The sequence below is a fragment of the Herbidospora solisilvae genome, assembly GCF_009901565.1.
GTDB classification, from domain to species: domain Bacteria; phylum Actinomycetota; class Actinomycetes; order Streptosporangiales; family Streptosporangiaceae; genus Herbidospora; species Herbidospora solisilvae.
Genome location: NZ_WXEW01000002.1, coordinates 138220 through 160442, shown reverse-complemented (window position 1 = coordinate 160442; position 22223 = coordinate 138220). Strand labels below are relative to the sequence as shown.

Below are 22223 nucleotides of genomic sequence, written 5' to 3'. Positions count from 1 at the left end.
GGGCGGCGGGCGGTGCCGGGGTGGGCGGGAGCCGTAACGGAAGAATCCTGGGCCGGCCCTCTGTCGGGTCGGCCCAGGATCGGGGGTCAGCTGCAGCCGCTGGTGCTGCCGCAGCCCTCGCACACGTAGCAGCTACCGGCCGGGCGCATCTTGGTGCCGCAGGTCATGCACAGCGGCGCGTCGGCCGTGAAGCCCTGGTGGCCCTCCAGGTGGCCCTGCTGCGAGGCCCTGACCGGCTCGGCGACCGGGACCGGCTTGGTCACCGGAGGCTCTATCGGGGCCGACTGGGCCAGCGCGGCCGTGTCGAGCTGGGCGGCCGGGTCTTCGCCGCGCTGCTGGGCGGCGCGCTCGGAGGCGGAGAAGATGCCCAGAGCGGCCCGGTCCTCGTAGGCCAGGTGGTCGAGGGCCAGGCGGCGGAAGATGTAGTCCATCACCGACTGGGCCATGCGGACGTCGGGGTCGTCGGTCATGCCGGCCGGCTCGAAGCGCATGTTGACGAACTTCTGCACGTAGGTGTCGAGCGGCACGCCGTACTGGAGGCCGATGGAGATCGCCACGGAGAAGGCGTCCATGACGCCCGCGAGGGTCGAGCCCTGCTTGGACATCTTCAGGAAGACCTCGCCGAGACCGTCGTCGGGGTAGGACGAGGCGGTCATGTAGCCCTTCGCGCCGCCGACCGTGAAGCGGGTCGTGATGCTCGGGCGGCTGTTCGGCATGCGGCGGCGGGTCGGGCGGGAGACCTCGATGACCTTGGTCTCGGGCTCGGCGACGACCGCGGCCTCTTCGGTCTTCTTGTTGTTGCCGGCCGACAGCGGCTGGCCGACCTTGCAGTTGTCGCGGTAGACGGCCAGGGCCTTCAGGCCGAGCCGCCAGCCCTCGAGGTAGACCTGCTCGATGTCGTCGATCGTCGCCGACTCGGGCAGGTTGACCGTCTTGGAGATCGCGCCCGACAGGAACGGCTGGGTCGCGGCCATCATCCGGACGTGGCCCATGGGCGCGATCGCCCGCTCGCCCATCGCGCAGTCGAACACCTCGTAGTGGGCCTCCTTGAGGCCGGGGGCGCCGACCACGTGGGAGTTCTGCGCGATGTACTCGACGATCGCCTCGACCTGCTCCTCCTGGTAGCCGAGCTGACGCAGGGCCCGCGGGATGGTCTGGTTGACGATCTGCATCGAGCCGCCGCCGACGAGCTTCTTGAACTTGACCAGGGCCAGGTCGGGCTCGATGCCGGTGGTGTCGCAGTCCATCATCAGGCCGATGGTGCCGGTCGGGGCGAGCAGCGACGCCTGGGCGTTGCGCCAGCCGTTCTTCTCGCCCAGCTTGAGGCACTCCTGCCACTGCTTGGTCGCCTCGGCGTGGATCGCCTTGTCCATCGCGTCGATGGTGCGGACCGCGTCGTTGGCGGCGGCGTGCTTGCGCATGACCCGCTTGTGCGGCTCGGCGTTGCGCTCGTAGCCGTCGTAGGCCCCCACGACGGCCGCCAGCTCCGCGCTGCGGCGGTAGGACACCCCGGTCATCAGCGACGTGATCGCCGCGGCGATGGCCCGGCCGCCGTCGGAGTCGTAGGCGTGGCCGGTGGCCATCAGCAGGGCGCCCAGGTTGGCGTAGCCGATGCCGAGCTGGCGGTAGGCGCGGGTGGTCTCGCCGATCTTCTCGGTCGGGAAGTCGGCGAAGGTGATCGAGATGTCCATCGCGGTGATGATCAGCTCGGTCAGCTTGACGAACCGGGCGATGTCGAACGTGTCGTCGTCGGTGAGGAACTTCAGCAGGTTGATCGACGCCAGGTTGCACGAGGAGTTGTCGAGGTGGACGTACTCCGAGCAGGGGTTGGACGCGGTGATCCGGCCGGTCTCGGGGCAGGTGTGCCAGTCGTTGATCGTGTCGTCGTACTGCACGCCCGGGTCGGCGCACTCCCACGCCGCCTTGGCCATCTTGCGGAAGAGGTCACGCGCGTCGATCTCCTCGATGACCTCGTGGGTGAGGCGGGCGCGCAGGCCGAACTTGCCGCCGGTCTCGACCTGGCGCATGAACTCGTCGCTGACGCGGACCGAGTTGTTGGCGTTCTGGTACTGCACCGACACGATGTCCTTGCCGCCGAGGTCCATGTCGAACCCGGCGTCGCGGAGGGCGCGGATCTTGTCCTCCTCACGCGCCTTCGTCTCGATGAACTCCTCGATGTCGGGGTGGTCGACGTCGAGCACGACCATCTTGGCCGCCCGGCGGGTGGCGCCGCCCGACTTGATGGTCCCGGCCGAGGCGTCGGCGCCCCGCATGAAGGAGACGGGGCCGCTGGCCGTGCCGCCCGAGGACAGCAGCTCCTTGGAGGAGCGGATGCGGGACAGGTTCACCCCCGAGCCGGAACCGCCCTTGAAGATCACGCCCTCTTCCTTGTACCAGTCGAGGATCGACTCCATGGTGTCGTCGACGGCCAGGATGAAACAGGCGCTGACCTGCTGCGGCGACAGGGTGCCGACGTTGAACCACACGGGCGAGTTGAACGCGAACAACTGGTGGACCAGGGCGTGCTTCAGCTCGTGGTCGAAGATCTCGGCGTCTTCGTCGGAGGCGAAGTAGCCGTTCTCGACGCCGGTCCGCGTGTAGACCCCCGTCACCCGGTCGACGAGCTGCTTCAGGCTCCACTCGCGCTGCGGCGTGCCGAGCGCGCCCCGGAAGTACTTGGTGGTCACGATGTTGGCCGCGTTGACCGACCACGACGCCGGGAACTCGACCCCGCGCTGCTCGAAGTTGACCGAGCCGTCGCGCCAGTTGGTCATGACGACGTCACGGCGCTCCCACTCCACCGCGTCGTAGGGGTGGACGCCCTCGGTGGTGAAGATCCGCTTCACCTTCAGCCCCTTGGCCCGCCCACGCCGTGCGCGCGTGGATGTGCCGTTGACCGTCTCCGTCATGACTCCCCCTTGGCATGTGCCTTGAGTTGCTGGATCTCTGCCTCGAAGTCGGCGAGGGTCTCAAACCCCCGGTAGACCGAGGCGAAACGTAGATAAGCCACCTCATCGAGGTCGCGCAGCGGCCCGAGGACCGCCACGCCCACCTCATGGGCCGGGATCTCGGCGACACCGGACGCGCGGATGCTCTCCTCGACCCTCTGCCCGAGCTGCGCGAGCGAGTCCTCACTGACGGGCCGCCCCTGGCAGGCCCGCCGGACCCCGGCGATGACCTTCTCCCTGGAGAACGCCTCGGTCACCCCGCTGCGTTTGCTCACCATCAGCAGGACCGTCTCCTGCGTGGTGAACCGTCTCCCGCATTCGGAACAGGTGCGCCGGCGGCGAATCGCCCCGCCGTCTTCCGTCGACCGGCTGTCGACGACCCGGGTGTCGGGATGACGGCAGAACGGGCAATGCACGCCGTCGCCTCCTCACTGACCAGACGCTCGCGCACGCCCCCACATGTGATGAGGTGCGGCAAAGGAAACACAATCTATGGTTCGCTCAGTTGACCACGACCACTAGATGTTGTGGTTCCCCAACCCTAGAAGTGAGTCCCCTAGATCGCAACTCAAACCCCACGTCCCTCAGGGGCCTACTGACCTGGGACATCGCGGGGGAGGTAGAGCGTCGTGCCTGGCCGGATGAGGGGATCGGGTAAACCGTTGAGATCCATGATCTCGCGAACGACGACCCCCGGATCGCCGGCGCCCACGGCCGAGACGGCGATCTCCCAGAGGGTGTCGCCTTCCTGGACCGTCACACGGGGCAACCCCTCGACCGGACGCGTGGTGGACGCGGTCACGGCAGCCCGTGTGCCCAGCCAGAGCGCAGCCAAACTTACGATCGCGATGAGTATGACGAGGACGATCCGCCCGCGCCGGGTGAGCCTGAGGGGCGGGGGGTTCTCTTTTTCGGTACGCCGGCCTTCGACCGCGACATGCGAGGGACGCTCGGCGTCACCCCAGCGTCGCGACCCCGACAGGGATCCTTTGGACGGGTTCCCATGCCGGGACAGAACGGTTTCCACGGCGACCAGACGATCGGCTCCCGCGCCCTGAATGGCGCGGTTCGGTCGGGGGTTACGACGCCTCGAATGAGTTCCGGCCCCCGACTTCCGTCCCCGAGCCCGTGAAATCGGCTGCGGGGCCGCTTGAGCCGTCGATTCCCGACTCGGCCTTACTGGAGACTTCGACATCGGCTTCGAAACCGGCTGCACCATGGAATCCCGAGCCTGGGAAGTCGTCTGCGGAGCGGCCTGAGCCGTGGCATCCCGCCCCTGCCCGGCCCGCGCCTGCGGAAATGCCTGCACCACGGATTCCCAGCCTGGGCCGGACTCGGCTTGGGGGTCTCGGCCCGGAAAGGGCGGGACCAAGGTGAGATGGCGTCGCCTTATATGGGGGTGTTCCGCCGGGTGTGGAACCACGGCCTTCGGCGGCCGGATGTTCGAGTATGGGGGTGGAGTCGTAGGGGTGTCCTTCCGCGTGGGCTTCATCGTGAACCTCCTCGACTGCCCTGCAAGAAGGGAAGAAAGATCGCGCGAATCGAACACGATGTCGATCGAACTCCCGTACGATGTTGTACACCACGCCACCGACGTTTTCGAGGGCAATCGAACAACTGTTTGATATTGATCTTGAATCGCGGTAGCGTCGCTCTGTGCGACGTGAGGAACACGGATTGGGAGGTGCGCAGGTGAACAACGACGGGCTGGCCGGCCAGCGCGACGAGAGCGTGAGCGATCTGGCGGTTCGCCGCCGCGACTCGCTCGGGCTCACCCCCAGGCAGCGCAAGATCCTGGAGGTGATCCGCGACTCGGTCCAGCAGCGGGGCTACCCACCGTCGATGCGCGAGATCGGTGAGGCGGTGCAGCTCACGAGCACGTCGAGTGTGTCCCACCAGCTCACCGCCCTTCAGCGCAAGGGCTACCTGCGTCGCGACCCCCATCGCCCGCGCGCCCTCGAGGTGCGCCTGCCCGGCGAGCCGGTCCTCTGGGTCGATCCCGACGCCGCCGTGGAAGACTCCGCCTTCAACCGTCCGACGGCGGCCTATGTTCCCCTGGTCGGGCGCATCGCCGCAGGTGGGCCGATTCTGGCCGAGCAGAACCTCGAAGACGTCTTCGCCCTGCCCAAGCAGCTCGTCGGCGAGGGCACCCTCTTCCTCCTCCAGGTCTCCGGCGACTCGATGATCGAGGCCGCCATCGCCGACGGCGACTGGGTGGTCGTCCGCCAGCAGCCGGTCGCCGACAACGGCGACATCGTCGCCGCGATGATCGACGGCGAGGCCACCGTGAAGACCTTCAAGCGCAAAGACGGCCACGTCTGGCTGGTCCCCCACAACCCCAACTACGAGCCGATCCCCGGCGACGAGGCGACCGTCCTCGGCAAGGTCACGGCCGTCCTCCGCAAGCTCTGACCTCACCTCTGAGGCGCCTGCTCCCCCACGAGCAGGCGCCTTTCGCTTGTCGGTGCTCTATGGGCGGTCTAGGGGCGGTAAACGCCGATGCGGTCGGTGATGCCCCGTCATACGCTGTTTGCGTGGACTTTGATCAGTTGACGGTGGAGCAGGCCCGCAGGCGCGACGGCACCAAGTGGGCGCAGGCCGCGCCCGACCTGATCCCCGCCTGGGTCGCCGACATGGACTTCCCCGTGGCCGGTCCCATCCGCGACGCGATCATGCACCGGGTCGTCACCGACATGGGCTACCCCGACTGGCCCTTGGAGCAGCCCGGCCTGCCGTTGCCGCAGGTCTTCGCCGAGCGCATGGCCGCCCGTTACGGGTTCCACCCCGACCCGGTCCACGTGCGGCCCTTCACCGACCTCAACCAGTCGTTGCAGGCCCTGCTCGACGTGCTGACCGAACCGGGCGAAGGGGTGCTCGTTCACACCCCCACCTACAACGCCTTCCTGATGACGCTGGAGGCGATGAACCGGCCCCCGGTTCCGATTCCGCTGGTGCCCGACGGGGAGACCTGGCGGGCCGAGCTTCCGGCCGATCCGCAGGGCGCGCGGGTGCTGCTTCTGGTCGATCCACACAATCCGACGGGGCGGTGCTTCACGCGTACCGAGCTGGAGGAGATCGCCGACTACGCCGATCGGCACGACCTGGTGGTGATCTCCGACGAGATCCACGCCGATCTCGTGTTCGCGCCGAACGAGCACCTCCCCTTCGGCCTGCTCCGTCCCGAACGGACCGTGACGATCACGTCGGCCAGCAAGGCGTTCAACATGGGCGGGCTGCACTGCGCGATCGCCCACATCGGTTCCGCGCGGGCCCGGGAGGCGCTGGCGACCCGCCCGCCTGCCCTCTACGGCCAGCCGAGTGTCCTCGGGGTCGCGGCCACGGTGGCGGCCTGGCGGGAGTGCGACGCGTGGCTCGACGGGGTCGTCGCCGTCCTCGACCGCAACCGGAAGACCCTGGCCCAGCGGCTCCCGGCGGGGTGGACGTACCGGGTTCCGGAGGCGACCTATCTGGCCTGGATCGACACCGGCATCCCCGACGCCGCGACCGTGCTGGAACGCGAGGCCCGGGTCAAGGTCGCGCCGGGGACGATCTACGGCGCTCCCGACACCTGGATCAGGCTCAATTTCGGCACGTCGGGTCCCATCCTGGACGAACTCCTTGACCGCATTCGTCGGGCCTTCTGAAGCTAAGGGTCGGCGAAATAACGGGCCACGTCATAGTTGGCGATCAATCTGGCCAGACCCACCGGCGTCTGACCATGGTGGTTCCGCTTGAGGGGGTCTGCGCCGAACTCGCGTAGAAGGGCGATCAGTTCGCCTCGTCCGCGCGAGTAGAAGACCGGCGTTCGATGCGGTCTTGCACGATCTCGCCCAGCGGCGCGTCCCGGTACTTCCGCCAGCGCTTGGGGCGCTTGAGATAAAGGACCTCTTCGACGCCCGCGTGCAGGATCTGGTGTTCGCGGCGGCGGTTGGCGCGATGAGGGAACCGTTTGTCAAGGCGAATGTTCTTGCGCGATGACTTGTCGTTCTCGCCGTAGTCGTTACGGCGGTCCTTCGCGTAACTCAGGCGCTTCTTCTCCTGCGGCGTCTTCCGTGCCATAAGGCCAAGGGTGCCGGTGCACGGCCGATCACAGCAAAGGCTTTCCCGCACAATGTGCGGATGAAGTACTGGACCGACCGTCTTGCCGCCTATTCGGACGGACCACTGAGGAAACGACCGGCCCACCCCAAAGCGGGCCGGTCGTCGTCAGGGCGTCAGCTGCACGTGATCGGGGAGGGCACCGCGTTGGTGCCGTTCCACGTTCCGTTGAAGCCGAACGTCACGGCGCCGTTGGCGGGGATCGAGCCGTTCCAGCTCATGTTGTCCACCGTGACCTGCGACCCGCTCACCGAGTGCTGGCCGCTCCACAACTGGGTGATGGTCTGCCCGTTGGGGAAGTTCCACCGGACCGTCCACCGGGTGATGGCCCCGGCCGTCGGCCGTACCGTCACCGCGGCCTGGAATCCGCCCGGGTGCTGGTTGGTCACCTGGTAGGTCGCCACGCATCCCCCTGGAGACGGCGAGGGTGAGGGACTGGGCGACGGCGAAGGTGAAGGCGAGGGCGAGGGCGACGGTGAGGGTGACGGGCTGGGCGAGCCCGACGGGGAGGGCGACGGTGACGGGCTGGTGCCCGGTGGCACCGGGGGGATCAGGTACGGCTGCAGGATGTTCTGCTTGGCCGTCTGCACGGTCACCCAGTCGTCCAGCACAATCCCGCCCGTGTCGCCCGAGTTCGGGTTCCACGACCAGTAGGTGAACGACATCCCGTTCACGCCCGTCCCGGTGTACTTCATCAGCTCGGTCAGCCAGATTCGGTCGACGTTCGACGTCATCGTCGTGCCGAACTCGCCCATCATGATGGGCGCGATGTTCTGCTTGTACAGGTAGCCCCAGTACCGGTCCCAGATGGCCGGCATGTTCGCCGGGTAGGTCGGGTCGGAGAACCAGGACTGGTTGTACACGGACGTCGCGTACTCATGCGGCGAGTACACGAGCCGGTTGGCCACGTTGAGCCGAACCGGGAACTGTCCGGCCTTGGAGAGGTTGCCGCCCCACCATCCGCAGTCCTCGTCGTTCGAGGGGTCGTTGTCCCACACGTTGGAGAGCCCGCCCGAGGGGCACGAGACGCCCTCGACGAAGATCAGCCAGTTCGGCTGGACGGCCAGGATGGCGTTGCCGGCGCGTTCGGCGGCCAGCCGCCAGTCGCGGGTCTCGACGCCGCAGCCCCAGCAGGCGCCGGTGGCGTTCGGGTTGGTGCCGTCGGCGTGGGGTTCGTTGTGCAGGTCGGCGCCGATGACCGTGGTGTTGCCGGCGTAGCGCTGGGCGAGCATGCGCCAGTCGGCGATCCAGGTCGCCTCCGAGACCGTGGGGGTGTACCAGAGGGCCGACTGGCCGGCGGAGGTCGGGCGGTGGCGGTCGAGGATGACACGCATGCCCTTCGAGCCGGCGTACTCGATGACCTTGTCGAGGATCTGCAGGGGAGACAGGCCGACGAGGTCGGGGTTGGTGAAGTCGTTGATGCCGGTCGCGACCGCGCCGGGCTTGAGCGCGTCGTTCGAGAACGGGATGCGCAGGGTGTTGTAGCCGAGCTGGGCCATGTGGTCGAGCTGGGACTTCCACGTCACGCTGGCCCACAGGCCGTGGAAGGTCTTGTTGTCGGTCTCCATGCCGAACCAGTTGATGCCGGTCAGGCGGACCGTCGCGCCGATGCTGTCGACGATCTTGTTTCCGTTGGTCCGCAGGTAGCCGGTCCCCGTGCCGGCCGCGTTGGCGGGGGTGCCGATCGCCACGAGTAACCCGGCGATCAGCGCGGTCCCCGCCAACCAGGCGGTGAATCTAGCCAAAAGTGCCTCCAAAGCGGGGGCACGCCTGGCCGTCGAGCCGGAACGGGTTCAGGCATGCCCCGCCGAGGCATGCCCTGACCGCACGCCCGACGATGTTCGAGATATCGGCTCGGGCGCCAATGCTGCTCCTACGGCACGATGTTGACCAGCTTGGGCGCCCGCACGATGACCTTGCGGGGGGCGCCGTCGAGGTGGGCCTTGACCTTCTCCGAGTTCAGGGCCAGCGCCTCCAGATCGGTGTCCGAGATGTCCGGTGAAACTTCCAGACGGTCGCGCACCTTGCCGGCGACCTGGACGACCGCGGTGACCGAGTCCTGCACCAGCAGCGCCGGGTCGGCGACCGGCCACGTGGCGCGGGCGACCGACGGCTGGTGGCCCAGCCGCTCCCAGCCTTCCTCCGCCGTGTACGGGGCCACGATCGACAACATGACGGCCAGCGCCTCGGCCGCCTCGCGCACGGCGGGGTCGGTGGCGCCGGGGCCCGAGTCGATCGCCTTGCGCGTGGCCGAGGTCAGCTCCATCAGGCGGGCGACCGCCACGTTGAAGCGGTGGGTCTCGACCAGCTTGGTGACCTCGTCGACGGTCCGGTGGACGACCTTGCGCAGCTCCAGGTCACCGGCCGCGAAGTCGGTTCCGGCGGCGGACGCGTCGGTCATCACGCGCAGCGCGCGGGCCAGGAACTTCAGCGACGCGGCTGGCGAGACGTCGGCCCAGTCGATGTCGTCTTCCGGCGGACCGGCGAACACCATGGTCAGCCGGACCGCGTCGACGCCGAAGTTGTCGATCTGCACGCCCAGGTCGACGCCGTTGCCCAGCGTCTTGGACATGGCCTTGCCGCCGTTGATGACCTGGCCCTGGTTCAGCAGCCGCAGGAACGGCTCGTCCCAGCTGATCATGCCCATGTCGTGGAGGACCTTGGTGAAGAACCGGCTGTACAGCAGGTGCAGCACCGCGTGCTCGACGCCGCCGACGTACTGGTCGATGGGGCCCCACTTCTCGGCCTTGGCCAGGTCGAAGGGGCCGTCGTCGTACTTCGGGTCGAGGTAGCGCAGGAAGTACCACGAGCTGTCGACGAAGGTGTCCATCGTGTCGGTGTCGCGCTTGGCGGGGCCGCCGCACGACGGGCACGGCACGTTGACCCAGTCGGTGGCCGAGGCCAGCGGCGAGACGCCCTTGGGCGCCAGGGCCTCGCCGCGCAGGTCGGGCAGCACGACCGGCAGGTCCTTGTCGGGAACGGGGACCTCGCCGCACTCGCCGCAGTGGATGATCGGGATCGGGGTGCCCCAGAACCGCTGGCGGGACAGCAGCCAGTCGCGCAGGCGGTAGTTGACCGTGGCCTTGCCGGTGCCGCGCTCGGCCAGGATCTCGATGATCTTCTCGATCGCCTCGGCCTTGCTCAGGCCGTCGAGCGGGCCTGAGTTGACCAGCTTGCCCTCGCCCGGGGTCGCCCTGCCGGTCTCGCCCGGGTCGGCCATGCCGGTGTGCACGACGACCTTCACCGGCAGGTCGAACTTCATGGCGAAGTCGAGGTCGCGCTGGTCGTGGGCCGGGACGGCCATGATCGCGCCGTGGCCGTAGTCGGCCAGCACGTAGTCGGCGGCCCAGACCGGGATGCGCTCGCCGTTGACCGGGTTGATCGCGTGCACGCCCAGGAAGACGCCGGTCTTCTCCTTCTCGGTCGACATGCGCTCGATGTCGGACAGCTTGGCGACCTCGGCGCGGTAGGCCTCCAGAGCCGGGCGCCGCTCCTCGGTGACGATCTCGGCGGCCAGCGGGGCGTCGGCGGCGACGACGAAGAAGGTCGCGCCGTAGAGGGTGTCGGGGCGGGTGGTGTAGACGGTGACCGGGTCCTTGCGGCCCTCGATCTCGAAGTCGACGTCGGCGCCGGTGCTGCGGCCGATCCAGTTGCGCTGCATGGTCAGCACGCGGTCGGGCCAGCCGCCCTCCAGGCGGGCCATGTCGTCGACCAGGCGGTCGGCGTAGTCAGTGATCTTGAAGTACCACTGGGTCAGCTCGCGGCGGATGACGTCGGCGCCGCAGCGCTCGCACTTGCCCGCGACGACCTGCTCGTTGGCCAGCACCGTCTGGTCGTTGGGGCACCAGTTGACCAGGCCGCCCTTGCGGTAGGCCAGGCCGCGCTCGAAGAAGCGCGTGAACAGCCACTGGTTCCACTTGTAGTACTCGGCGTCGCTGGTGTGCAGGCGGCGGGTCCAGTCGAAGGAGATCGCGTAGCGCTGGAAGCTGGCCGCCTGCGTGTCGATGTTGCTGTAGGTCCACTCGGCCGGGTGGGCGTTGCGCTTGATGGCCGCGTTCTCGGCGGGCAGGCCGAAGGAGTCCCACCCGATCGGGTGCAGGACGTTGTAGCCCTTCAGGAACCAGTAGCGCGCCACCACGTCGCCGATGGCGAACACCTCGGCGTGGCCCATGTGCAGGTCACCGGAGGGGTAGGGGAACATGTCGAGCATGTAGCGCCGCGGCCGCGGGTCGGCGTCGTCCTCCACGACGGCGAAGGGCTTCAGTTCCTCCCAGCGGGGCTGCCACTTGGCCTGGAGCGCCTGGGGGTCGTATACCTGCTCGTCCACGTTTGATCTCCTGATTTATCGACACCTGCCCATAAGAAAACCCCTCGGCTGAAGCACGAGGGGCGGCCGCGTCGAGGCTGCTGTCAGCTCGTTCGACGCGGCCCGGTAAGAAGCAGGTTCGCGGCACGCATAGAGCAAGGGTAGCGCAGAACGCAAGCGCGACGGGGGCTGCCGGAGGAGGGCCGTGATTCTTGCCCGGAACCTGCCTCGCGTAAACGAGACGGGGGCGGGCGTCGGGAGAGCGGCCCCGGATTGTGCTTCGCCTCCGCCTTGAGCAGACGAGGCGCGGGCGGCCGGCTCCGGCCACTGGCTCGCGCCGGCGAGAATGAGGGGCGCCGACGAGCCGGCGCGGATCTTACACCGAGAGTAAAGTGGTGATATCCGATGGTGATAGATCCATTGTGACCTCGGTTGTCCCTTTCGTTTACCCTCATCTCGTGAACCCTGTCGACCCGAGGCATGGCCCGGACTTCCCGCAGGCGGACCTTCCGATGCAGGATCCGCCGACCGACCCCACGGGCGAGACGTTCAGAGGGGGCTTTTCCAGTTTCGCCGCCCCGGCCCCCAGCCCGCATGAGATCATGCCAAGCACGTCTAATTCGGGCATGATCTCGGGAGGTTCCATGCCCTCGGAGCACAGCGATCCACGGCGCGGCCCGGCCTGGCCGGAAGTCCCGCCAGCCTGGCCCGAGGTGCCGCCGCCCGCCGCCTCGTACCCGCCGAATCCGGTCGCCGGGCCGCACGGCCGACCCGAGCCCGCGCCCTTCGGCGGCCCCCCGGCCCCTTCGCCCGGCGGCTCGTTCCCGCCCAGCCCGGTCGCCGCGCGGCACGACACCCGGCATGAGCGGCCCGACCACCAGACCGGCCCGCAGAGCCCGCCGATCCCCCAGGCCCCGTTCCAGGATCATCCGCCGTTCCCGGTGCCGCCCCCGCCGCCGCCTCCGGTGAGCCCGTTCGGCCCGGCCGACGACTACCCCGCCTTCGGCGCCGCGCCCGCCCCGGCCCGCCCGGCGTCCCCCGCTCCCGAGTTCCCGCCCGTCAGGGCCGGCAGCGGACCGGTGTTCCCGCCGCCGATGAACCCGCCGGGCTTCCCCGAGCCACAGGCCGCCCGGCAGCCCGCCCGGACCGACACGGGCCCCGGCTTCCCCGAGCTGCCGCCGGAGGAGGGGCCCTGGGCCTCGGCGCCCAACGTGTTCCCCCGCGCCGAGGAGCGGAACCCCTCGTTCCCGCCCCGGCCGGTCGAGCCCTCCCCGCAGCAGTCGTTCTCCTACCAGGAGCCGGCCACCACGTTCGGCACCCCGCGCGGCCCGTTCGACCCGCGTGTGCCCGCGCCGCCGATCGACCAGCAGCCGTTCCCGCCCGTCCAGCCGGCCCAGGCCGCCGCGCCCGCCACCGACCGCACGGTCACGATGGGCCCGCCCGGCCAGCCCGCGCCCCCGCAGGCCCAGCACACGGCCCAGCACACGGCGCAGCAGACGGCCCAGCAGACACTGCAGCAGCCGGCCCAGCCGATGGGCGCGCCGATGCCGCCCGCGCCGCAGAACTACGGCGGTCCGACCACGGGCGAGCACCTGGTGCAGCAGCTCCCCGGCGACGACCCCTACAAGCCGTTCGTCACGGCGGGCCAGATCAGCGGCCCGAAGACGCCCCCGGCGGCCCGGCAGCAGGAGCTGTGGGAGACCGTGTGGGGCGACGGTCAGCACACGACCGACGATGACGACGACGAGAAGGGCAAGCCGGTCTGGTTGTTCGCGCTCGTCGGCTCGGTGCTGGTCGCGCTGATCGTGGCGTTGTTGTGGGCGTTCCTGGCCGGGCCGCTCAGCTCGGCCGCCGAGACCACCGCCCAGCCCGCCCCCTCGGCCAAGCCGTCGGCCACCAAGCCGGCCGCCGCCGCCGCATCGGGCGGCATCCCCGAATACGACGGCGAGAAGTCGGCCGTCAAGGGCACCCTCACCGACGAGACGGCCGGGATCTCGATCTCGCAGCTCGGCGGCCAGTGGAAGACCGACGCCGACACCCAGACGGTCATGTCGACCTACGGCTACTCGACCCGCCAGTTCGTCAGCGCCGGGCTCACCTCCAAGGGCAAGCCGTGGTTCGCCACCGTCATGACGGGCAAGCTCCCGGCCGACCTGGCCTCGCAGTACAAGTCGCCGACCGACCTGCGGCCGGTGCTGAACGGCGTGGTGTTCAAGGCCCGGCAGACGATCTTCCCGAGGCCCAACAAGGTCGCCAAGGTCGGCGCGCAGAAGCTGCCCGGCGGCCTGGGGCAGGCGGCCGCCTACAAGGTGACCGACGACGGCGGCGGGACCCTGGTCGTGGTGGCCGCGGTCAACACCGGCGCCGAGGTCCCGTCGATCGTCTACATGATGGTGCCGGACCTGCGCGACGACCTGCTGCCCGACGTCAACACGATCCTCAAGTCGATCAAGAAGGCCTAGAACTCGCAGGTCATGTGCTTCGTCCCGTTGATGAAGCTGGAGAACAACCGCTCGGGTGAGCCGCCCTCGATGGCGGGCACCCGGGTGAGCAGCTCCCGGAACATGACGGTGATCTCGCGCCGGGCCAGGTGGGCCCCGAGGCAGAAGTGGGGCCCGGGGCCGCCGAACCCGACGTGGGGGTTGGGGTTGCGGCCGATGTCGAACCGCAGCGGGTCGTCGAAGACGGCGGCGTCGCGGTTGGCCGACCAGTAGTAGAGGACGACCTTCTCGCCCTTCTTGTACTCGTTGCCGTTCATCACGTGGTCGCGGGTGACCTTGCGGCGCATGTAGTTGACCGGGCTGGCCAGCCGCACGATCTCCTCGACCGCGCCGGGCGCGAGGCCGTCGACGTCGGTGAGCCAGCGCGCCTTCTGGTCGGGGTTGACGGTCAGCAGGCGCAGGCCGTACGAGATGGCGTTCCTGGTGGTCTCGTTGCCGGCCACCACGAGCAGGATGAAGAACGAGCCGAGCTCCTGCAGCGTGAGGCGCTCACCGTCGATGTTGGCGTTGACCAGCGACGAGATGAGGTCGCCCGTGGGGTTGCGCTCCCGGTGGGCGGCCAGGTCCTGGACGAGCTGCTGCAGCTCCAGCCCGGCGGTGAGCAGGGCGGTGGCGATGGCCTCGGGGTCGCTGACGTATTCGGGGTCCTGCGCGCCGAGGATCATGTTCGAGCGGTCGAAGACGAACCGGTAGTCCTTCTCCGGAATGCCCATCATGTCGCAGATGATCTTAAGGGGCAGGCGGGCCGCGACCTCCTCGACGAAGTCGCACCCCGGGCCCTTCTCCAGCAGGTTGTCGACGATCTTCGTGGCGGCGACCGCGACGTCGTCCTCGAACTGCTTGATCATCTTCGGGGTGAAGGCCCGGGACACGATCCGGCGCAGGCGGGCGTGCCGGGGGTCGTCCATGCTGATCATCGAGCCGAAGTACTCGACGAACTCCGGCGGCATGTCGACGATGTTGGTCGCGCCGCCGTCGCCGGAGCAGAAGACCTCGGGGGTCCGGCTGGCCTCCAGGATGTCCGCGTGCTTCACCAGCGCGTGGTAGCCGGGGCCCTGGCTGGCGAAGGAGACCGTGGGTTCCGCGTAGAAGGCGGGCTTGTCGAGGTCGCGGAGCAGCTGGAAGGAGTGTTCCCGGTCGGCCATCGGCCGCTTCCAGAACTCCCAGTCCGACAGGTCGACATCGGCGGCCGAGGTGATCGGCGGCATCGTCATGAGTGGAGCCTCCGGGGGAGGAAAACCAGAACGACATTCGGTATCAATGCTGCCATACCAACTCCGCCGCGCGCTCGGCGATCATCACAACGGGGGCGTGGGTGTGCCCCCGGTTCAGCGTCGGCATGACCGACGCGTCGACCACCCGCAGCCCCTCGACGCCGCGCACCCGCAACTCCGGGTCGACGACCGACTCCTCGTCGGCGCCCATGCGGCAGGTCCCGACCGGGTGGTAGAGCGTCTCGGACCTGTCGCGCACCCATTGGGCCATCTCGTCGTCGGTCTTCGGATCGGTGTACGGCTCGATCGGCCCGTCGACGTAGGGCCGCAACGCCTCGGCCGCGCCGACGCGCAGGCAGGCCTTGAGCCCGTCGACGAGCCTGCGCAGGTCGGCGGGTTCGGTCAGGTAGCCGGGGTCGATGACGGGATCGCGGCCGTCGAGCGTCACCCGGCCCCGCGACTCGGGCTGGAGCAGCACCGCCGCGACGGTCAGGCCGTGCCCGGCGGGCGGGGTGCGGCCGTGGTCGACGAACACGGCGGGCGCGAAGATGAGCTCGACGTCGGGGGCCGGTTCGGCGTCGGAGGTCCGGATGAACGCGACCGCCTCGGCGACGTTCGAGGTCAGCATGCCCTTGCGGCCGACCAGGTAGCTGAGCAGGTTGGGCACGCTCTCGGCGCCGCTCATCGTGATGGGCTTCGGGCAGCGGAAGTAGGCGCCGGTGGCGAGGTGGTCCATCAGGTTCGCGCCGACGCCGGGCGAGGCGTGCACGACCGGGATGCCGCTCGCCGCGAGCACGTCGGGGTCGCCGATGCCCGACACCATCAGTAAGTGGGGCGAGCCGATCGCGCCGGCCGCCAGGATGACCTCCTTCCTGGCCACGACCCGCTCCCCGTCGCCGTGTTCCACCGCGACCGCGCGGCCGTTCTCGACCACGACGCGGCGCACCTGCGCGGCGGTCAGCACGGTGAGGTTGGGGCGCGACATGGCCGGGCGGAGATAGGCGTCGGCGCAGCTCCAGCGGTGGCCGCGGTCCTGGGTGACCGGGGTCGGGCCGTAGCCCTCGTTCGACGGGCCGTTCAGCTCGTCGAGCCGCTTCATGCCGAGTTCCGCGCACGCCCGCAGGAACGCGCCGGTCGCCTCGTTGGGCGAGCGCAGCTCCGAGACGTGGATCGGGCCGCTGGTGCCGTAGACGCCGCCGGCGTTGGAGCCGACGCGGTGCTCGGCGCGGCGGAAGTAGGGCTCGACCTCGTCGTACGACCACCCCGGGACGTTCCACTGGTCGTAGTCGAGGGGGTTGCCGCGCAGCCACATCATGGCGTTCATCGACGAGCTGCCGCCGAGCATGCGGCCCCTCGGCCAGTAGATCTCCCGGCCCGACAGGCCCGGTTGCGGGGTGGTGGTGAAGTTCCAGTCGTAGCTCGTGCCGAACAACTTGCTGAAGCCCGCCGGCATGCGGACCTCCAGCTTGCGGTCGCTGCCGCCGGCCTCGATCAGGGCCACGGTGACCGACGCGTGCTCCGACAACCGGGCGGCCAGCACACACCCGGCCGAACCCGCTCCGACGATGACATAGTCGAACTCCATCCCTCGTACTTACTCCTCACACCCCGGCCCGACAAGGTTTTAAGGTGAGCTACGTACCGGTAGGTATGTCGATCCCCCAACGAGGATGTGGCCCATGCTCAACCTGTCGATCGTGCTGGAGGACAGCGCCCGGGAGGCGCCCGACCGCACCGCCGTCGTCTTCGGTGACCTGCGGTTGTCCTATTCGTTCGTGAACACCGTGGCCAACCAGGTGGCCAACCTGCTGGTGTCGCGTGGCGTCGGGCGGGGTGACAAGGTCGCCCTCGCGTGCCCCAACTCCCCCTACTTCCCGTTCGTCTACTTCGGCATCCTGAAGGCGGGGGCGACGGTCGTACCGCTGAACGTGTTGTTGCAGGGGCGCGAGATCGCCTACCACCTCGACGACTCGGACGCCAAGGCGTTCTTCTGCTTCGAGGGCACCCCCGAACTGCCCCTCGGCGAGCGTGGCAGGGCCGGGTTCGAGGCGTCCGGCGCGGAGATGTTCTTCGTGCTGCCCGCGACGCCGCTGGCCACGGAGTCGGAGTTCGGCGAGACCATCTGGGCCGCCCTCGGCGGGATGAGCGGGGAGTTCGAGCCCGTCCAGACCGACCCGTCGGACACCGCGGTCATCCTCTACACGAGCGGCACCACCGGGCAGCCCAAGGGCGCCGAGCTCAGCCACCAGAACATGCTGCTCAACGCCATGGTGGCCGACACGATGTTCCCCTCGGCGGGCGACGACGTCTATCTGGCGACGCTGCCGCTGTTCCACTCGTTCGGCCAGACCGTCGTCATGAACGGCGGCTTCCGGCGGCGGGCCACGCTGGTGCTGCTGCCCCGGTTCGAGCCGGTCGAGGCGCTGCGGCTGATGAACGCCGAGGGCGTCACCCTGTTCGCCGGGGTGCCCACCATGTACTGGGCGCTGCTGACGACCGTCCACGCCGGTGGCGGGCAGGTGCCCACCACGCTGAAGACCGCCTGCTCGGGCGGCGCGGCGCTGCCGGTCGAGGTGCTGAAGGACTTCGAGACCACCTTCTCGACGCCGATCCTGGAGGGGTACGGGCTCTCGGAGACCTCCCCCGTCGCCTCGTTCAACCAGCCGGGCAAGGTCGCCAAGGCCGGCTCGATCGGCACCCCGATCTGGGGCGTCGAGATGAAGCTCATCGACGCCGCCTGGAACACCGCCGAGGAGATCGGCGAGATCGCCATCCGCGGCCACAACGTCATGAAGGGCTACTACAACCGGCCCGAGGCGACCGCCGAGGTGATGAACGACGGCTGGTTCCGCACCGGCGACATCGCCACCCGCGACGAGGACGGCTACTACTTCATCGTCGACCGCGCCAAGGACATGATCATCCGTGGCGGTTTCAACGTCTATCCGCGGGAGATCGAGGAGGTGCTGATGACCCACGAGGCCGTCTCGCTGGCCGCCGTCGTCGGCGTCGCCCACGAGTCGCTGGGCGAGGAGATCAAGGCCTACGTCATCCTCAAACCCGGGGCCACTGTCACGGAGGAGGCGCTGGTCCAGTGGGGGAAGGAGATGATGGCGCAGTACAAGTACCCCCGCGTCGTCGAGTTCCGCGACGCCCTCCCGATGACCGCGACGGGCAAGATCCTGAAGCGCGAGCTGCGCTGAGACGCACCGCGGGCCGCGCCGGTTCCGTTCCGGCGCGGCCGTACAGTGCCGGATTTTGGATGATTCCGTCCTGGCGAAGCGGGTAGGGAGCGCGCGTGCCGCCGTAGTCGATGTCGGGGAGAGACAACTCCATGCGCGCGCTCACCGGTTCGTTACTGCTGCTCGTGACCGGCGCACTCATCACCGGGTCGGTGATGGTGCCCGTGTCCACGGCCAGTACGCAGACCCCACCGAAACGCACGACACCTTATGTGAAGGGAATCCGGTACGAGGCCGAGACGGCCGCCATATCCCGTGGCGTGGTCCAGAAACGCGTCTGGGGATACACCGGGCGTGGTTACGTCAACGGCGCCGACCGCCGCGGCAACTTCGTCGAGTGGACGGTCACCCCGCTGGCGGCGGGGAACAACCACGTCCACATCCGCTATCTGATCAGCCGCACCCTCCAGGCCGACCTCGTCGTGAACGAGGAGGTCGTCGCCGAGGACGTGCGGTTCCGGCCGTCCCGCTGGTGGCGCACCCTCGCCCTGGCGGTCGACCTGCCCGAGGGCGAGTCGTCGATCCGGATCGTGGCCACCACGAGGCGGGGCAATCCCCACCTCGACAGCATCACCCTGTTCCCGGTCGCCCCGGCGCCCACGGCCCCGCCCACGGCGGAACCCACGCCTGAGCCGACGCCGGAACCGGAGCCCACGCCGACGCCGTGCGTCAGCCCGATGCCGCCCGGCGGCGAGACCCCGCCTCCCGCACCGGAGCCGACCCCGCCCGACGACGGCTGCGTCGTCCCGGAACCGTGCCCGACCTGGAGCCCGGACCCCACCCCCTCGGTCCCGCCGTCGGAGACCCCGACCGCGATCCCCTCCGTGACGCCCTCCGTGACGCCCTCTGAGACGCCCTCTGAGACGCCCGCCGCGATGCCGGATGTGGCCGCGCGCACGCAGACCGAGGCGACCACGGGCCCGCTGCCGACACCGAGCGAGAGCGTGCCGCCCGCCCCGGAGCCGACGCCGACCGTGACCTGCACACCGCCGCCGCCGTGCGACCTGGAGGTCGTCCGGCCGATTGACACGGCGCCCGGATTCCCGCAGCCCACGACGCCGGTCCCGACGCCGGAGCCGACGCCGCCGGGCTTCCCCGAGGACCCGGCGCCGACGCCGGACATCCCGACCCCGACCCCGTCGAGCGGGCCGTCGGAGCCGACGCCGTCCCTGACGGTCACGCCGACCGCGACGCCCACCTGCACTCCGCCGCCGCCGTGTCCGGCCGTCCCGGCGGAGACCGCCGTGGCCGAGACCATGACGACGTTCACGACGCCGGAGCCGACGCCGGAGCCGAGCCCGTCGGTCACTCCCTCCGAGACGCCGACCAGCCTGCCGACCGTCTCCGAGACGCCGACGACGCCGGTCACCCCCACGCCGACGCCGACCTGCACCACTCCCCCGGTCGAGACGCCTCCGGCGACTCCGACCCCCGAGCCCACTCCTCCAGCGGAAAGCCCGACGCCCGAGCCGACCCCTCCCGTCGAGACACCGACCGTGGACCCGACGCCGACCGTTGAGCCGACCCCGACCGTTGAGCCGACCCCGACCGTGGACCCGACGCCGACCGTCGAGCCCACCCCGACGCCCACGCCCACCGCCCCCGGCGGCGGCGGTGGCGCGCCCGGGACGCCCGAGGTGGTCTCCGAGCAGTGGACCGTCCCCTGGGACGTCGCCTGGTCGCCCACCGGCGACTTCGCGCTGGTCACCGAGCGGGACAGCTTCAAGGTCTTCCGCGTGAACAAGGACGGCACCCGGACCGAGGCCGGAACCGTGCCGGAGTCGGTGCGGACCGGTGGTGAGGGCGGCCTGATGGGCGTGGCCTTCTCGCCGGGGTGGAACGGCGACGGCGACAAGGAGGTGTTCTTCATGCACTCCTCGTCCGACGGCAACCGCGTCGCGAAGATGGAGTACGACGGCACGTCGTTGTCGGCGTACACGCCGATCCTGACCGGGATCAAGAAGAGCACCTACCACAACGGCGGCCGGCTGAAGTTCGGCCCCGACGGGTTCCTCTACGTCTCCACCGGAGACGCGCAGGAGACCAGCCTGTCGCAGGACCCGAACTCGCTGAACGGCAAGATCCTGCGCATCACCAAGACCGGCGAGGCCGCCGAGGGCAACCCCGACGGGTCCCGCGTCTACTCGCTGGGCCACCGCAACGCGCAGGGCCTGGCCTGGGACTCCGAGGGCCGCCTGTGGTCGGCCGAGCTGGGCGCGAGCTCGACCGACGAGCTCAACCTGATCGAGCCGGGCAAGAACTACGGCTGGCCCACGTGCGAGGGCCCGTGTGACGAGCCGGGCATGACCAACCCGAAGAAGACGTGGTCGACGTCCGAGGCGTCGCCGAGCGGCATCACGATCGTCGACGACGTCGTCTACATGGCGGCGCTGCGCGGCAAGCGGCTCTACGCGATCCCGCTCACCGGCACCGAGGCGGGCGACCCGGTCGCCCACTTCACCGACACCTACGGCCGCCTGCGCGCGGTCGAGCGGGTGCCCGACGAGCAGGCGATCTGGATCACCACCAGCAACGCCGACGACAACGGCGGCCAGCCCGACGGCGCCGACCGCATCATCAAGGTGAGCCTGAACTCCTAGAGATAAGGAAAGACCCCCGGGCGTCGCAGCCCGGGGGTCTTCTTGTTTGTACGATCAGGGCCAGTTCAGCGCGGGCCGGAGCGCCACGTGGGACTTGCGGTCCTCACCGAGCTTGACGCCGAGCACCTGGTGGAGCTGGACCTTGTTGCGTTCGAAGCCGACGATGCAGCCGGCCATGTAGAGACGCCACACGCGGGCGGTGCCCTGGCCGACCTCGGCCACGGCCTCGTCCCAGTGGTCGTCGAGGTTCCTGCACCAGTCGCGGAGGGTCAGCGCGTAGTGCTCGCGCAGGTTCTCCTCGTGGCGGATCTCGTAACCGAGGTCCTCCATCTCGCGGACCAGCGTGCCGACCGACTCGAGTTCCCCGTCGGGGAAGACGTAGCGGTTGATGAAGCCGGTGCGGTTGATGGAGCGTTCTTTTCCGGACGGGCGGGTGATGCAGTGGTTGAGCAGCCTGCCGCCCGGCTTGAGTTTGCCGTACAGGAATGAGAAGTAGCTCTTCAGCTGGTTGGCGCCGATGTGCTCCGTGAGACCGATGGAGCTGACCACATCGAAGTCGCCTTCCGGTACGTCGCGGTAGTCGGAGAATCGCACCTCAGCGAGGTCTCCGAGGCCTTCTTCCGCGATGGCCTTCTGCGCCCACTCGGCCTGCTGCTTCGACAGCGTCACGCCGAGCGCCTTCACTCCGTACTCCTTGGCCGCGTGGCGGACCATGCTGCCCCAGCCGCAGCCCACGTCGAGCAGCCGCATGCCGGGCTTCAGGTCGAGCTTCTTGGCGACCAGGTCGAACTTGGCGAACTGCGCCTCCTCCAGCGTGCTGTCCTGACGCGGGTAGACCGCGCAGGTGTACGCCATCGAAGGGCCGAGCACCCATTCGTAGAACGTGTTGGACACGTCGTAGTGGTGGTGGATGGCCTCGGCGTCACGCTGTTTGGCGTGCCGGCTGCCGAGTTTGGCCATCGCCGACCGCCGCACCTCCTGCGGGGGCAGCGGCACCCGCATGAGCAGCGGCTTGGGCCCGAGGGCCCGGATGGCGGCGACCTTCTCCGAAAGCGGCAGATCGTTGATCGTGAGCGACCACATCCGGTCGAGCAGCGTATACATGTCGCCGTGCACGTCGAGGTGCCCGGATACATACGCCCTTGCCAGCCCCATTTCGCCGGGGGCCTGCGCGAGGTAGGCCACCGCGACGGGAGACTTGACCTCGATCCGGATGTCGGCCGACGACGGGCCCGCCTTGCTCCCGTCGTAGGCGTGGAACTCGATGCCGGCTCCCGTGCCGACGACCTTCTCGAAGATCTCGGCGAGTGTCAT

General features: G+C 69.3%; 14 protein-coding genes. 5 read left to right on the top strand and 9 right to left on the bottom strand.

Translation table 11 applies throughout. From position 1 onward, the window contains the following. Positions 1-86 precede the first annotated feature (86 nt). The 3 genes from GT755_RS06470 to GT755_RS06460 form a co-directional block, all read right to left on the bottom strand. Positions 87-2909 carry a vitamin B12-dependent ribonucleotide reductase gene (locus tag GT755_RS06470; RefSeq protein ID WP_161478813.1) on the bottom strand — a complete coding sequence of 941 codons (2823 nt, stop codon included), beginning with the start codon at positions 2907-2909 and terminating at the stop codon, positions 87-89. After that, positions 2906-3364, bottom strand: coding sequence for a transcriptional regulator NrdR (gene nrdR / locus GT755_RS06465; RefSeq protein ID WP_030454682.1), 459 nt, complete (start codon positions 3362-3364; stop codon positions 2906-2908). The genes GT755_RS06470 and nrdR overlap by 4 nt, the downstream gene beginning before the upstream one ends. Positions 3365-3540: 176 nt before the next feature. Continuing rightward, the gene (locus GT755_RS06460) at positions 3541-3975 is read right to left on the bottom strand and encodes a LysM peptidoglycan-binding domain-containing protein (protein WP_161478812.1); all 435 of its coding nucleotides are present in this window, start codon (positions 3973-3975) and stop codon (positions 3541-3543) included. A 680-nt stretch (positions 3976-4655) separates the two neighbouring features. Here GT755_RS06460 and lexA point away from each other — a divergent pair. Then, complete coding sequence (lexA, locus tag GT755_RS06455; RefSeq protein ID WP_235966260.1) at positions 4656-5360, top strand: transcriptional repressor LexA; 705 nt, start codon at positions 4656-4658, stop codon at positions 5358-5360. Between the two features lie 122 nt (positions 5361-5482). After that, positions 5483-6592, top strand: coding sequence for a MalY/PatB family protein (locus tag GT755_RS06450; protein WP_328794209.1), 1110 nt, complete (start codon positions 5483-5485; stop codon positions 6590-6592). Between the two features lie 124 nt (positions 6593-6716). Here the strand turns inward: GT755_RS06450 and GT755_RS06445 are convergent, their stop codons facing one another. The 3 genes from GT755_RS06445 to leuS all read right to left on the bottom strand — a co-directional run bounded on the left by GT755_RS06445 (position 6717) and on the right by leuS (position 11373). Then, entirely contained in the window at positions 6717-7007 is a 291-nt protein-coding gene (locus tag GT755_RS06445; protein WP_161478810.1) for a hypothetical protein, read from the bottom strand. Positions 7008-7162: 155 nt separating this feature from the next. Beyond that, positions 7163-8791, bottom strand: a complete 1629-nt coding sequence (locus GT755_RS06440) for a cellulase family glycosylhydrolase (RefSeq protein WP_161478809.1) — start codon at positions 8789-8791, stop codon at positions 7163-7165. Positions 8792-8919: 128 nt separating this feature from the next. Beyond that, positions 8920-11373 carry a leucine--tRNA ligase gene (gene leuS / locus GT755_RS06435; protein ID WP_161478808.1) on the bottom strand — a complete coding sequence of 818 codons (2454 nt, stop codon included), beginning with the start codon at positions 11371-11373 and terminating at the stop codon, positions 8920-8922. Positions 11374-11996: 623 nt separating this feature from the next. Here leuS and GT755_RS06430 point away from each other — a divergent pair. Further along, complete coding sequence (locus tag GT755_RS06430; RefSeq protein ID WP_161478807.1) at positions 11997-13814, top strand: hypothetical protein; 1818 nt, start codon at positions 11997-11999, stop codon at positions 13812-13814. Here GT755_RS06430 and GT755_RS06425 read toward each other — a convergent pair. After that, complete coding sequence (locus GT755_RS06425) at positions 13811-15067, bottom strand: cytochrome P450 (protein WP_407929399.1); 1257 nt, start codon at positions 15065-15067, stop codon at positions 13811-13813. The two genes, GT755_RS06430 and GT755_RS06425, sit on opposite strands and share 4 nt — an antisense overlap. 43 nt (positions 15068-15110) lie before the next feature. Continuing rightward, complete coding sequence (locus GT755_RS06420) at positions 15111-16652, bottom strand: GMC family oxidoreductase (RefSeq protein WP_161478806.1); 1542 nt, start codon at positions 16650-16652, stop codon at positions 15111-15113. Positions 16653-16746: 94 nt separating this feature from the next. On the opposite strand from GT755_RS06420, the gene GT755_RS06415 reads away from it, so the two are divergent. Together GT755_RS06415 and GT755_RS38435 are read left to right on the top strand one after the other, a co-directional pair. Beyond that, positions 16747-18270, top strand: coding sequence for a long-chain-fatty-acid--CoA ligase (locus GT755_RS06415; protein ID WP_161478805.1), 1524 nt, complete (start codon positions 16747-16749; stop codon positions 18268-18270). A gap of 131 nt (positions 18271-18401) precedes the next feature. Beyond that, complete coding sequence (locus GT755_RS38435) at positions 18402-20909, top strand: PQQ-dependent sugar dehydrogenase (protein WP_202609732.1); 2508 nt, start codon at positions 18402-18404, stop codon at positions 20907-20909. A gap of 54 nt (positions 20910-20963) precedes the next feature. Here the strand turns inward: GT755_RS38435 and GT755_RS06405 are convergent, their stop codons facing one another. Further along, positions 20964-22223: an SAM-dependent methyltransferase gene (locus GT755_RS06405; protein ID WP_161478804.1), complete on the bottom strand. Its 1260-nt coding sequence runs from the start codon at positions 22221-22223 to the stop codon at positions 20964-20966.